12 protein-coding genes and 1 pseudogene are annotated in these 13,740 nt (G+C 48.3%); 9 read left to right on the top strand and 4 right to left on the bottom strand.

All coding sequences use genetic code 11. From position 1 onward, the window contains the following. Window positions 1-336, bottom strand: a pseudogene (locus tag Q0X35_RS03755) (hypothetical protein); the annotation flags it as partial. A gap of 223 nt (window positions 337-559) precedes the next feature. Between Q0X35_RS03755 and Q0X35_RS03750 the strand changes: the two are divergent. The 6 genes from Q0X35_RS03750 to Q0X35_RS03725 all read left to right on the top strand — a co-directional run bounded on the left by Q0X35_RS03750 (window position 560) and on the right by Q0X35_RS03725 (window position 6,495). Beyond that, window positions 560-1,276 (top strand): adenylate cyclase, encoded by a 717-nt coding sequence (locus tag Q0X35_RS03750; protein ID WP_297565602.1) that lies wholly within the window; start codon window positions 560-562, stop codon window positions 1,274-1,276. A 434-nt stretch (window positions 1,277-1,710) separates the two neighbouring features. Continuing rightward, window positions 1,711-2,529, top strand: a complete 819-nt coding sequence (locus Q0X35_RS03745) for a DUF4261 domain-containing protein (RefSeq protein WP_297565600.1) — start codon at window positions 1,711-1,713, stop codon at window positions 2,527-2,529. Window positions 2,530-2,556: 27 nt separating this feature from the next. Beyond that, on the top strand, window positions 2,557-2,856 hold the full coding sequence (locus Q0X35_RS03740) for a GNAT family N-acetyltransferase (RefSeq protein WP_297565598.1): 300 nt from the start codon (window positions 2,557-2,559) through the stop codon (window positions 2,854-2,856). 212 nt (window positions 2,857-3,068) lie between these two features. Next, the gene (locus tag Q0X35_RS03735) at window positions 3,069-3,794 is read left to right on the top strand and encodes a queuosine precursor transporter (protein ID WP_297565605.1); all 726 of its coding nucleotides are present in this window, start codon (window positions 3,069-3,071) and stop codon (window positions 3,792-3,794) included. Between the two features lie 39 nt (window positions 3,795-3,833). Beyond that, the gene (gene tgt, locus Q0X35_RS03730; protein ID WP_297565595.1) at window positions 3,834-5,081 is read left to right on the top strand and encodes a tRNA guanosine(34) transglycosylase Tgt; all 1,248 of its coding nucleotides are present in this window, start codon (window positions 3,834-3,836) and stop codon (window positions 5,079-5,081) included. Window positions 5,082-5,226: 145 nt separating this feature from the next. Continuing rightward, on the top strand, window positions 5,227-6,495 hold the full coding sequence (locus Q0X35_RS03725; protein WP_297565593.1) for a dicarboxylate/amino acid:cation symporter: 1,269 nt from the start codon (window positions 5,227-5,229) through the stop codon (window positions 6,493-6,495). 47 nt (window positions 6,496-6,542) lie between these two features. On the opposite strand, the gene Q0X35_RS03720 is transcribed toward Q0X35_RS03725, so the two are convergent. After that, window positions 6,543-7,877, bottom strand: a complete 1,335-nt coding sequence (locus tag Q0X35_RS03720) for a hypothetical protein (protein ID WP_297565590.1) — start codon at window positions 7,875-7,877, stop codon at window positions 6,543-6,545. 89 nt (window positions 7,878-7,966) lie between these two features. Next, window positions 7,967-9,322: a hypothetical protein gene (locus Q0X35_RS03715; RefSeq protein WP_297565587.1), complete on the bottom strand. Its 1,356-nt coding sequence runs from the start codon at window positions 9,320-9,322 to the stop codon at window positions 7,967-7,969. 117 nt (window positions 9,323-9,439) lie between these two features. Between Q0X35_RS03715 and Q0X35_RS03710 the strand changes: the two genes are divergently transcribed. Together Q0X35_RS03710 and Q0X35_RS03705 are read left to right on the top strand one after the other, a co-directional pair. After that, window positions 9,440-10,105: a TetR/AcrR family transcriptional regulator gene (locus Q0X35_RS03710; RefSeq protein ID WP_297565584.1), complete on the top strand. Its 666-nt coding sequence runs from the start codon at window positions 9,440-9,442 to the stop codon at window positions 10,103-10,105. Between the two features lie 52 nt (window positions 10,106-10,157). Beyond that, window positions 10,158-11,129, top strand: a complete 972-nt coding sequence (locus Q0X35_RS03705; RefSeq protein WP_297565581.1) for a diaminopimelate dehydrogenase — start codon at window positions 10,158-10,160, stop codon at window positions 11,127-11,129. A 28-nt stretch (window positions 11,130-11,157) separates the two neighbouring features. On the opposite strand, the gene Q0X35_RS03700 is transcribed toward Q0X35_RS03705, so the two are convergent. Then, window positions 11,158-12,531: an esterase family protein gene (locus tag Q0X35_RS03700; protein ID WP_297565578.1), complete on the bottom strand. Its 1,374-nt coding sequence runs from the start codon at window positions 12,529-12,531 to the stop codon at window positions 11,158-11,160. An 89-nt stretch (window positions 12,532-12,620) separates the two neighbouring features. Here Q0X35_RS03700 and Q0X35_RS03695 point away from each other — a divergent pair. Beyond that, on the top strand, window positions 12,621-13,740 hold a 1,120-nt coding region (locus Q0X35_RS03695; protein WP_297565575.1), incomplete at its 3' end, for a lysylphosphatidylglycerol synthase domain-containing protein.

Genomic DNA, 13,740 nt, shown 5'->3' with positions numbered 1-13,740 from the left:
GAAATCGGCAAAAATTGATACCACTACCGGAGCATCTAGGCTACCTTTAGCGCGCATATCGCTCTTATCGCGCCGCTGCGTTTCGTCAATTATTGCCTTTGCCTGCGGGGAAATTTCTTTTGGACCAGCAGCTTCGGCTGGGGAATTAGGCTCCGATTGCGCGGGATTTGATTCTTGGGCAGCAGCGGGAGATTCAGTTTGCTCCGCTTTATTTTCGGGGCGGGCGAGCAAGACAATAATAATCACCGCAGCTGCTAAAGCAATAATGGCAATGCCTATAGCCAGGCTTTTTTTGTTTTTATTTGGAGTTTTTGCTGGGTTAGCAGGCATATCCATAGTTTCACCTTTTCAGAACGGGCTGACTGCTGCAGATATGAAGCAGCTGGCCGCGGGAGGGAATTTTTATCTTTATTTTGTATACTACTAAAAATTTCGGCAGGCGCGGGGGAGAGCGACAGATTGCCTTTCTGTGGGTGTTATATTTCGCAAGGTAAAAAGGGGAGGCTATTCTGGGTAAGGAAGGGCGCAAGCGGGTAAGAGTGCAAGCAGGGGATTGAGTATGGATATATCGAATATGCCTTCAGGCGACTATGACGAATACGCAGACTTAACTGCCAGTGGGCGCGCAGAGTTCCCTTTTGAATTTGAAAGAAAATTCTGGGTGGAGCAGCTGCCGGCCGTGGTGCGCCAGCACGGCTCGCAGCAAATTATTTTACAATCTTATGTATTCGCAGAGGCTGGTTACGCTATTCGAGTGCGGCTCGCTTTCCGCGCCGCTACTTGTGAAGATTTTGTATTTCCGGAATTTGATGCCCGCTCTGATTTAGTAGGTGCTTATGAACGGCGGGTATTGGCGGAGCTTTTGGCGGGGAATTTTGCAGAGCACAGTGTGGCTAGCACTTTAGCTGTAAAATCTCCTCCCGTCAGCGGGGAGCGTTACGAATTAGAAACGGAGATAAATCAAGACGTAGCGGTGCAGATTTTGCAACGCTCGGCAAATTTAGTGGTAAAAAAGCGCTATTCACTGTGGCTGCAAGAAGATGGTTGGGAGTTTGACGTCTTTTATGGCCAGAATCAGGGGCTAATCGTGGCGGAATGTGAACGCACTTCTCCGGTCACCAATCTAGAGATCCCTGATTTCTGCCGCACCGAAGTGACGGGGGATCTGCGCTTTACGAATGATTATCTTTCCAAAGAGCCGTGGTTGGAGTGGGATACTGCTTTTCGGACGGAGCTAGCACAGCGCGGTCCGCGTTTCTTAGATTTTTCTGCCTGAGTTAATTACTGCCACCTCTACCTTTAGGCGGTTTTCAAACGGCTATTTTCCAACCGCTTTTGGCGTGCTATTTTTTGGAGAAGTAGTTTTTCTTAGAAAGATTTTCGGAAAGATTGCACTCTTAGACTGCGCTCTTTTTTATTAATTATGAAAATTAACGGAATAATGCGGGTAAATAGGAAGAAATACTTAGACGTGGTAAATTAGAGGTACAAACTAAATCTCAAGATTCTCTTTCTTACTCTTTAGGAAAGTAGCAATCGTAGGCAGTGTGGCGTTTTATCGGGTGAGTGATAAAACGCTGGTATTGCCAGACCGGCGGGGGTTTGCTGTGCTCTTGCCGGTCTTTTTTGTTGGCGCAATTCAGTAGCGCAATTTACTAGCATAAATTTCTATCTTATTGGCGTAAGTTTCCATAGGTTAAAATACGTATTATGGAACAGCTCGGCATATCGGCGCTGCACCCGCGCGCTCCGGAAATTTTTTCATATGTGGCACTTTTTTCTGCCCCGATAGATTTAGATCGCGTCTTAGAGCAGCTCAACGCCCTCTGGGGCTTAGATATTTCCGGCCAGTGGCAGCAGGTGCCCGCCGGAGAAAATCATCCGGCTGGAAGTATCCTCGATTTTACGTGGCAAGGTGTACACGTGGCTATGAGCCCAGTAAATACTCCCTTGAGCCTAGAAAAGGCGCAGCTCCCAGAGCATATATTTCAAGTCCCCGTCACTCTCTATGCTCCGGCTAAAGAAGCGGCTGCGGGGCAATTAGCAAATGAAAGTGCTTTTCTTAGCCAAATTCCTGAAATTCGCCGGCGGAAACGTATGCTAAGTGCCCACTTCGTAGCTACGCAGTTGGCGGATGCGCTCATGCGGGAAGCCGCTGCGGTGGGAATTTTCCGTTCGGAAATGGGAATAGTGCAGCCTCCACAGATGGTAACGGAACTAAGTGGATTGCTGCGTGCCGGTAAAATTCCGCTCCCGCTTTGGATAAATATCCGTACCCAAGAAATCGATCTCAGCTGGGGGCGCACCTATGGTTTACCACTCTTCGGACATCTAGATATAGAAATTCGCGAAACTTCGAAATCTGCCTCTGCCGTCTATCAAATACTCGCAGAGATTACTAATTATCTTATTAGTGGTGAATCCTATCTCTTACCTGGGCAAACTTTAGAAAGTGGTGGAGAGAAAATGGTGATTACGGAAGAGGTATCGCCAGTAGATAAGCAAACCGTGATAAGAATACTTACTTAATATAAGAAGGAATGAGGAGAAGCAGGCATGGAAAAAGCAGTAGCAAAGCCGGAGTATCGCATTGTGCACAACGCCCCCGCCGGGCAGTGGGAAGTAAAGCTAAAGGATGGAGAAATTATTGGCTATCTCAGCTACGAGTATCTAGATGATTCCATTATTTTTACCCATACGTCTCTCCGGCAAGAATATCGGGGGCAGGGAATTGCGCGCAATCTGGTGCAGCAGGCGCTCGCCTATGAAGAAGAATTGGGAGAGCATACTATTGTGCCTGCTTGCTCCTACGTGAAGAAAGTTTATGGCGGTTCCTCGCCGGCCAGCGCCGAGTAAGACTGCGCGGAAAATTTATTAGGAAAGCGGGCGAAAATCCGGATAGAAACCTGCGGAAAACTGCACAAAAAAGCTGAGTTTACTGGCGGGCTTGCCGGCGGCAAATTTCCCGTTTAGAATTCTTAACGCAAGAGCCTCGGTGGTGGCAGCGCCAGGCAAAAATTCGCAGTCTGCGATTTTAGAGAAAATTTATGTACACCACCGGAGGGATTATGGGTAAGTTAAAATTTTTGCCAGCAGCAGCTCGGCAGTACTCCATGTACGATATTTTTGCCGTATTTTTTGTATCTTTTCTGCTTATATCGAATATTGGCGCCACGAAACTAATCGGAATAGGCCCACTAGTATTCGACGGCGGAGCTATCCTCTTCCCTTTTACCTACATAATCGGTGATATTCTTTCGGAAGTTTATGGATTCAAAAAAGCCAGTCGCGCTATTTTCCTCGGATTTTTCGTATCTATTTTGGCCTCTTGTATATTCTGGTTAGTTATTTGGGCACCAGCTGATCCTTCTTATACGGGGCAAGCTGCTTTCACTGCGGTGCTGGGAGTAGTGCCGCGTTTTGTGGTCGCTTCACTCTGCGGATATCTCGCAGGGCAATTGCTCAATTCCTGGGTGCTGGTGCACATAAAAAATAATTTCGGCAATGATAAGCTCTGGATTCGCCTTATTAGCTCCACAGCAGTGGGAGAACTAGCCGATACGGCACTTTTCTGCATAATCGCGTGGATCGGAGTAATTAATTGGGGTACCATCCTCAACCTGCTCTTTACCGGCTATATCTACAAAGTATTGATAGAGGTAGTGCTCTTACCTATTACGTATTTAGTAATTGCAGCTGTGAAGCGCTACGAAGTGAGCTACCAGCAAGAATCTACGTCCGCCTCGGCGCCGGCAAATGCGGGAGAAGCAGCTGGTAAAAAAGCTGGTAAATAAAGGAGAAGCAGCTGGTAAATAAAAGCAGCGGCGGTAAAAATGACATTTGAAATAATTTCCCGGCTCACTTCGGCGGCTGGTAAGGAAAAATCTCTCGGGCGTACCGGCGTAATTCACACTCCACACGGAGATATTCAGACGCCGGCTTTTATACCGGTGGGCACGAAAGCGAGTGTAAAAGCAGTACTGCCCGAATCTATTGCCGCTACCGGTGCCCAAGCAGTACTCGCTAATGCCTACCACCTTTACCTGCAGCCGGGCGCAGAAATTCTCGATGCAGCCGGTGGATTAGGAAAGTTTATGAACTGGCCGGGGCCTACTTACACTGATTCGGGCGGTTTCCAAGTGATGAGCTTAGGTGCGGGATTCAAGAAGGTACTTTCCGAAGAATTCTCGGGAAAGACGGTAGCCGATGATGCCACTGCTGCTAATAAAGAACGTCTAGCCAATGTAGATGCGGACGGAGTCTGGTTTCGCTCGCATCTGAACGGCGTCCGTCACCGTTTCACTCCAGAAATCTCTATGCAGATTCAACATCAGCTCGGAGCAGATATTATTTTTGCTTTCGACGAGTTGACTACCTTACTTAATTCTCGGCGTTACCAGGAAGAATCTCTGGAGCGTACGCGCTTGTGGGCGGAACGCTGCCTCGCGGCACATAAAAAATTGACGGAGGAGCGGGTCGGTAAACCTTATCAGCAGCTCTTCGGAGTGATTCAAGGTGCACAATATGAAGATTTACGCCGCAAAGCGGCGCGCGATCTAGGAAAAATGTGTATTGAAGGGCAGTCTTTTGATGGTTTTGGTATCGGCGGAGCTTTAGAAAAAGAGAATCTAGGGCGTATAGTCGGATGGGTTTGCGAGGAGTTACCAGAAGAAAAATCGCGGCATTTATTGGGAATTTCAGAGCCAGATGATATTTTCCAGGCAGTTGAAGCGGGAATCGATACTTTCGATTGCGTAAATCCTTCGCGGGTTGCCCGTAACTCTGCTATTTACAGCCCTTACGGAAGATTCAACGTGACGCGTGCGGAATTTAAAGCTGATTTTTCTCCGGTAGTGGAGGGTTGTGCCTGTTACACCTGCACCCACTACTCTAAAGCCTATTTGCGCCATCTCTTTAAGGCGAAAGAGATGCTCAGCTCGACTCTCGCCACTATTCACAACGAATACTTCACTGTGCAACTAGTGGAAAACGTACGGCAAGCTATAGCAGGTGGCTACTATTGGGACTTTAAAGCTAAAACTTTAGCGAATTTTTATGGGGAACGCTCATTTTCACATTAAAGACGTATTTTTTCGAAAAATAATTTCCGTTTTCCCTGTAGATAGTTGTAAGCTTGTGCCATATTTGTGCTTAACGCCAGTGTTGAGCCGAGTAGCATAGCTGCAAAAATATAAGAACTTCCGGATAATGGGGAGGAAGAAGTATATGGCTAATGAGCAGAAAGAAAAAGTCAGCTTTTGGAAGAATATGCTGCGAACACTGCTCTTTTGGGTAGTTTTGGCAATAATCTTAGGTGCTCTGCTCGGGCAGATATTGCCAACGTGGGCGATTGTACCTTTTGCTACCTTTAACGATATTTTTGGAAAATTCCTTTCTTTCGTAGTTCCATTGATTATTACTGGCCTGGTGACGCCGGCAATTTTCGAGCTGGGAAAGAGCGGTGGTAAGTGGCTGCTAGTCACAGTAGTGATTGCTTATAGCTCCACAATGGTGGCCGGTTTCGGCACCTGGGGAATAGCCAGCCTGCTCTATCCTTCACTGCTGAGTGGCCAGCAAGTGCCTGACCTAGCTACTCCGGAAAATGCGGTCGCTTCCCTTATGGATCCTTCTTTCACCATTGATCCAGTATTTGGGGTAATGACGGCTCTGGTACTGGCTTTCGTGCTTGGCCTAGGAATGACGGCTGCGCGAGCAGAAAAATTAATGAATATCTTCCGGGAATTCCGCGAGCTAATCATGATTGTGATTACGAAAGCAATTGTGCCGCTTCTGCCGCTACACGTATTTGGCATTTTCTTAAATATGTCGAAATCTGGTCAGTTCGTAGACGTAATCGTGGTAATGGCGAAAGTAATTGTATTTGCTTTTATCCTTACAGTAGTAATGCTGCTGCTGCAGTATACGTTGGCCGGAATACTGGCCAAGCGCAACCCGCTTTCCGCACTGTGGGGAATGAGCGATGCTTACTTTACCGCTTTGGGCACGGCTTCTTCTGCTGCCACCATTCCGGTCACCTTGCGGTGCGCTCGAAACAATGGAGTGCAGCCAGCAATTGCTGATTTCGTAATTCCGCTCTGCGCCACTATTCATTTAGCTGGTTCCACCATCAAGATCACTGCTTTCGCCCTAGCTTTACAGTACATGATGGGAATTACTCCTGATCCAGCCAAGATGACGGCATTTATCTTTATGCTGGGCATCATTATGGTAGCTGCTCCTGGTGTGCCGGGTGGAGCTATTACCGCTGCGCAAGGTGTGCTGCAGGGTATTTTGGCTTTCACCGATCCAATGTACGGAATCATGGTAGCTATGTACGTGGCAGTAGATTCTTTCGGTACCGCCACCAATGTGACCGGCGACGGCGCCATCGCAATCATCGTCAATACTCTCGCGAAGGGTTCCTTAGGTACGGGCAGCTCGGCTGAAAAATATGTGCAAGAGAGTGAATCCTATGCCAAAGGAATTGACGGCTAAATTAATCGAGAGCGTTTCACTCCGCTAATAGCAGTAAGGTGAAGCGCTTAGATAATACGATCTACGGCTTCCCGGAATTTCGCTAAAGTGGCGGAATCCGGGAAGCCTTTTATTTCCCAGCGAGGTGGCCAGGCATTTTCATCTTTTTGGAATCCGGCTGGCCACAGTTCGCGGGCAATATGTGATTGTAAGGCAATATGTACAGGTTCTTCGGTGTCCCATGGATGCGGAGAAGGATCGCGATGAAAAATGAGATACTCTGTATCTGGTACGGAGCCGGTTTCATCTGTAGCATTCCACTGCGCCGCCGTCACTTTTTCGCCGGCTGCGGTGGTGTAAAGATCATAAGATTTAAGGCTATTTTCGCTGCTCCAGCGCTCCATATAGTTAAGTTGTTCGCGGTAGTTGCGGGAGCGGTAATAGTAGCGCAACTCGCTTAGGATTTTGGAGAGGCGGCTTCCCGGCAGCGGTATCCATTCTCGCCAGCCATCAGCTGCGATAGTGTGCGGAAGTGGATAAAGGAGATTTGTGTATTCTTCTCTGGCAGCTAACTCTGTAAAAAGATCTGCTAAGCAAGGGCTTTCGCTGAATACGATTAATAATTCAGAGCTGGTGACTGGTATAAAAAGCGGAATATTATAGGTTTGGTGTGCAGATAATTTTTTAGCTAAGCGATGCATCATGTCTAGATCACAAAGCCAAGAAAGTTCATAATTTGATGGGCATGCAATACTGAGTACATGGGCTCCAGCGATTGTAAGGAATTGCATGGAGATATTTTGGAGAAGTTTGCGGTTATTAGGATTCTTCAGTTTAAAAGGTTTGCCAAGTTTTATTCTGTCTAGTGTGGTATCTGAATCGGCATTGAGAATCTGGACATTGGATAGCCGGCGGAGATCCCCTATAGCAATAGAGAAAAAATCTCCGATTTCCGTTTCATTTTCTTCAATCGTGGAATAGTAAATAGGTTTAACATGATTGGGGGAATCATATACTAAACCCATACCAATAAAATCGGTGAGCGGCATATGTATCATGCAGTCTTCTCCACTATTGCAGTAGGAGTTTAAAAAATATCCTGCATCTTGTACTACCGGTAGAATCCGTATATTTTCTAGAGGATCTATTATGCATGCTTTTTCGATAGGAGCTGTGGAAGAATTCTTCTGCGTATATTTTATCGCGGCAGAAATGAGGTGATTGAGCATTTCGGTGCGATGGGCTTGGGTATCGTTTTTATCCAAAATCGCTTCGAGGCGTAATGTGAAGGCGTGGCCATCTTTCATCAGTATTGAAAGCTGCTTTTCATTTGTAGTAATAAGGGCGTCCTGCAGTTGCGGATGTGCCTGCGCTACTTGCAATGCCCACTCTATAAATTCCATTCTTTTATCTTTGCAGTTTTTTTCAATGCTGCATAGCGAGGTGATTTTTAGGTGGGTTTTCCTCCGCTAATAGCAGTAAGGTGAAGCGCTTAGATAATACGATCTACGGCTTCCCGGAATTTCGCTAAAGTGGCGGAATCCGGGAAGCCTTTTATTTCCCAGCGAGGTGGCCAGGCATTTTCATCTTTTTGGAATCCGGCTGGCCACAGTTCGCGGGCAATATGTGATTGTAAGGCAATATGTACAGGTTCTTCGGTGTCCCATGGATGCGGAGAAGGATCGCGATGAAAAATGAGATACTCTGTATCTGGTACGGAGCCGGTTTCATCTGTAGCATTCCACTGCGCCGCCGTCACTTTTTCGCCGGCTGCGGTGGTGTAAAGATCATAAGATTTAAGGCTATTTTCGCTGCTCCAGCGCTCCATATAGTTAAGTTGTTCGCGGTAGTTGCGGGAGCGGTAATAGTAGCGCAACTCGCTTAGGATTTTGGAGAGGCGGCTTCCCGGCAGCGGCACCCACTCTCGCCAACCATCAGCTGCGATAGTGTGCGGAAGGGGGTAGACGGCATTCGTAGCTCCCTGCTCGGCGGCGAGCGTGGCAAAAAAATCTGCCAAGTGGGGATCCTCGCTGAATACAATAAATAAATTGGTACGGGTGGCCGGCACAAAAAGCGGAATATCGGCAGGGCGATGCATAGATACTTGGGCAGCTAGTTGCTGCATTATCTCCACATCGCAAAACCAAGAAAGCTCGTAGTTGGGTGGATGCAGAATACTGAGCACATCTGCTTCGGCCATTTTTGTGATTCCGATGGCGAGAGCTTGGCGAAAGTTTCCGGCGTCCGGATCTTGCGGGTCGGAAAAATCAGCAGACTCTGCGCCGTCGCTCGGCGGAGCGTTGAACTCGGAGGGGAGAGCTTGGGTAGTGGTCAACTGGCGCAGATTTAGCACGGCGGTAGGGAAAATATCCCCACTTTCTATTCCTTCTTCTTCGAGTTGAGAATAATAAATAGGTTGAATAGTATCGGGAAAATCGTGTGCCAATCCCACGGCAATAAAATCGGTGAGCGGTACGTACACCATGGAGTCTTCTCCGCGATGGGAGCGCAAAAAATATCCTGCTTCGCGCACTATCGGCATAACTGGAGTATCGGCTTGGGGGATGCGCCGCGGCGGATTAGTGGAAGTGGCTGTGAGTTCTTTTTCGGCACTGCCCGCCGGAGAATCTTTTTGGGCATGTTTTATGCCGATGGAAATGAGTTGATTAAGCATTTCGGTGCGGCGGGCTTGGGTATCGTTTTTATCTAGAAGAGCCCCGGGGCGGAATGTGAAGGTGCGGCCGTCGTTGAGCAGTATCGAAAGCTGCTCCCCATCTGCAGTAATAAGTGCGTCCTGCAGTTGCGGATGTGCCCGCGCCACTTGCAATGCCCACTCCATAAAGTCCATTCTTTTATTCTTGCAGGTTTTTTCAGCGATGCCTAACGGGGAAATTTTAGGTGGGCCTTCCTCCGCTATTATTTTCATAGAGAAAGCTAGAATAAGGGAGAAAGATAGGGAGGGTAAATGCCGAAAATTTCTGCATCTACGGTGAAAGAGCATCGGGAAAATATGCACGCCCAGCTAATAGATGCGGCGGAGTCTATTCTGCGGCAAAGCGATACAGCGGTATTGACGGCGGGCGCGGTGGCAAAAAAAGTAGGGATTGCCCGTAATTCTATTTATCGCTATGTGACTTCCGTAGATGATTTACGGGACGAAGTAGTGGGAAGATATATGCGCCAATGGAAAGAAAAAGTGGCGCAAAGAGTAGATTCTTTGGCGGTGCCAGAGCAGCAACTAAAAGAATTTGCGCAAGCAAGTCTAGAGTTGGCAGCCGAAACCGGGCATTCCTGGCTTATGCAGGTGATTCGAGCGCGGAAAATGGCCGCTGCGCCCACTCTCCCCACCTCGGCTACTTCAGAATTATCTGCCTCGCCGCCGGCTACTTCTAATTTAGATTCAGAGTATTTACCGGGAAATTTTCATTCTCCACGTATGCAGTATTTTCACCATGGAGTAGTAGCATATGTGCATAGACTTTGGCAGCAAATAGATGCGGAGCGAGCAGATATAAATACGCGTCTTACGGCTGCTCTATTGGAGGCAGGAATGAAAGCGCTGGATGAAGGAGATTCTTATTCGCAAGTCGAGGCAGCAGTGCAGAAATCGCTAGCGGGCTTGTTGAAATAGAAATTTTGCGCCAAAGTAGTAACAAATAAAATCGGGGAATGAGGAGAGCATTATGATTAAAGCGGCAATTAATGGGTACGGTAATTTAGGGCGCGGGGTGGAGCTAGCCTTAGCGCAGGCCAGCGATATGGAATGTGTAGCTATTTTCACGCGGCGTGCCCCGGAGCAAGTTCAGAGCGAGGGAGCTCCCGTATTGCCGCTCGCCGATCTAGACTCCTATGCGGGGAAGCTAGATGTGGTAATAAATTGTGGTGGATCTGCTACCGATTTGCGCCAGCAGACGCCAGCAATAGCGGAAAAATTTAATGTAGTTGATTCTTTCGATACCCACGCAAAAATTCCGGCCCATTTTGCCCAGGTGGCGGCGGTTGCTGAAAAGGCCGGCACCACGGCAGTTATCTCTGCCGGCTGGGATCCGGGGCTATTTTCTCTCCTCCGCGCGCTAGGCGATGCGGTACTGCCGCAGGGAAAAACTACTACATTTTGGGGGCCGGGAGTATCGCAAGGGCATTCAGATGCGATACGCCGGATTCCCGGGGTGGTGGATGCACGCCAATATACCGTGCCGGTAGAAGCTACAGTGGCAGCAGTAAAGGCGGGAAAAGAAGTTGAACTTACGCCCCGCACTATGCATAAGCGTATTTGCTATGTAGTGGTGGAAGCGGGAGCAGATAAAGAAAAAATTGCGCAGCAGATAGCCACTATGCCGGATTATTTTGCGGATTACGATGTAACTGTAAATTTCCTTAGCGCGGAAGAACTGCAGGCGGAGCACAGCGGAATTCCGCACGGAGGAATAGTGATTCGCCGCGGCACCACTTCCGAAAATGTGCAGCACGGAATCACTTTTCAACTGGAATTAGACTCCAATCCGGAATTCACGGGGGCGGCAGCCGTGGCGGTGGCGCGCGCAGCAGTGCGGAAAGCGGCGCGGCAGGAGCACGGCGCTTTCACTATTTTTGATTTAACTTTGCAAGATCTCTCGCCACGTACGGCAGAAGATTTGCGCGCGCATTGGCTCTGATGGTTTGGCAGTGGGCTGTGCCGGTTTCCTAGAGACCGAGTAGATCCAGCAGAGCCGAAATATCCGTTAAACCGCCTACGGTCTGAGTGGAGCGGTTTATTAATAAGAGAATTCCTCCCATAAGCGCTGCCGCAAATACCCCGCATTGGAAGTAATTCATCAAGTTTCTTCCTCCGCGGCGAATAATAGTGGTGCTTTCGGGAGCGAGGCGGGGCTTAGGTAATTGCCGAGCGATATAGATGCCCGAGCAGAGAGCTAAGAGCACCAAAATTCCCAAAATAGACCAAATCCCCACTTTATGGATTTCCCAGTTATTGGTAAATTCAGAACTATGCACCTTGCCTTGCTCTAAATCAGCTTTCCACGGCAGAGCGCGCGCAAAGTCTTTGGCCCACGTCTCCCAATTATGCGCCCCCATTTTGCTGTAATCAGTGACTACTATATCCTGTGAGCGCGCGGCGTTTTGCAGATTTTTTAATAGCTGGATAGCTTCGGTATCATCTCCGGCAGCTGTCGCATAGATATTCATAGCTTCGCTTTTTTGCAACATATTGGTGAGCGTATATTCACTTTGCAATTGCGGGTTAGTTAGCCCTCCGAGCAGTGGGTGGTCATATCCGGAAAATATAAAAGTGCTTCCGAAAGTTTTTGGTTCTTGCATACTGAGTATGCCGGCGCAGTAGGCTCCCGCCGATATTCCGCCGAGCGTCCAATGCTGCGCATCGGTAGCTGCCGGGAAATTGGCTTTAATAAGTTCGGGTACATCGCGGGCAGTCCAAGTACCGACGGCCGGCCGGCCAGCTATATCTACACAATCAGGAGCTTGTGCATCTGCATTCAAAAAAGGCATTACTACTAGCAAAGGCGGTATCTTTCCGTTTTGCACCAGCTGAGAAATACCTTTTCCTAATTCTAATTGCTGTGGTACTTTTTCGGGTGCACCGGGGAATCCGTGCAGAAACTCTACTACCGGCAACTTCTGCATTTTTTGCCAGCCGGTAGGTGCCCATACGAATACGCGATTTTCTATCTGTGAATTAGGGCCGCGGAAAGTGGTTTCAAGTAATTCTCCACCTAGATTTTCTGCCCAAATTTTCCGATCAGTTACCTCAGTAAAATCAGCGTGGTAGTTCGCCTTTTTTGCCGCCGCTATGGGCACCACATTTTCAGAATCATTGCTGGTAGTGATTAAGGAAAACAAATCTCCCCACGTGGGCACAAATTTTCCTACAAAATTGATGCGCGCCGCCACTGTAGAGGTGCCGAGGAGCGCCGCTAATATCAGGCAAAGCAATACCCGTATTTTGTGGCGTTTTGCCAGCTGCCAAGCAGCTAAAGCTACCGCTAGGAGAGTGGCCGCTGCGAGAAGTAATAGCAGACGATGCGAAATGAGCGGAATCATACGGCTCCTGACCTGTGAACTGGCTTAAAAATTCGATAAATTCTTCTGCACGATAGTTTATGCCGCTGAATTATTCTACTCTAAATTATATGAGTGAAGTTGAAGCAGAAATTTCTTCAGCAGCGCTGCCCGCCCAAGATTCGGGTCTAATGCGCTTAAAAAAACGCCTAGCTCCGCATAAGCAGCTACTTATCCGCATATTTTACATTGTGATGATTGCGGCAGTTATTTTTGTGGCGCAAGGAGAGCTGCGTTCTATATCTGGAAAAGATATGCAGATGCTTCTGCGTGAGCAGCGCCCGGGCGTAATAATTGGATTTTTATTCCTCGGAATCATCTCTTTCACTGCTACGGGGCTTTATGACGTATTTGCGGCGCGGCACTTTTCTGTGCAACTTCCAATGCGGGAGGCTTTGCGCACGGGCTGGGTCGCGCAGGCTTTTAATAACTTCGCCGGGCTGGGCGGACTCACCGGCGGCACTATTCGCGCGCGCCGCTACCAGCACGCCGGTGCAGATAAAAAATTAGCTCTGCGCATTACCCTCGCAGTGTGGGCAGCTAATTTGCTGGGACTATTTTTGCTATTACTCTGCACTCTTCCCCTCGCGGTGCGTTGGGAAGGTGCTTTTGCGATTGTGCCTCTCACAGCGGGAATCTATATACCGCTTTATTTTTTCGGGCAGCATATTCGAATTGGTAAAATCGATCTTTCCCGCAGCCTCCTCGCCCAGCAAAATTTTCGGCAAAAATGTGAAATGGCTTTTGGCTCAGTAGTCGATTGGCTAGCGGCGGCCTTATTTTTCTGGGCCTGTCTCCGTATTTTCGCTCCTGAAATCGGGCTCGGTATTACTATTTTCATCTATGTTTCGGCCACGCTCGTCGGGTTAATTTCCATGCTCCCAGCGGGTCTCGGTTCTTTCGACGTTACCGTAATTGCTCTTTTCAGTGAAATGGGAGTGAATACGGAAAAGCTTTTGCTGGGAATCATATTATTCCGAATCGCTTATTATGTATTGCCTTGGCTCTTAGCACTGCTAGTGAGCATAGATGACTTAACGAGTCGGCGTAACCGGGTATACAGCATAGTGCAGGGTGAAAAAATCATTAACCACCTGCTTTCTTTAGGTATGTTTATCTGCGGGATAGTGCTGATCGCTTCCACTTTAGTTCCACCTTCTTTGGCGCAAGTCTTTCACTTTTCACAGATTA

Origin of the sequence: uncultured Arcanobacterium sp. (genome assembly GCF_947253055.1) — a bacterium.
Classification (GTDB): domain Bacteria; phylum Actinomycetota; class Actinomycetes; order Actinomycetales; family Actinomycetaceae; genus Arcanobacterium_A.
Note: the sequence above shows the minus strand (reverse complement) of the source record. Positions and strands in the feature narration are given on the sequence as shown.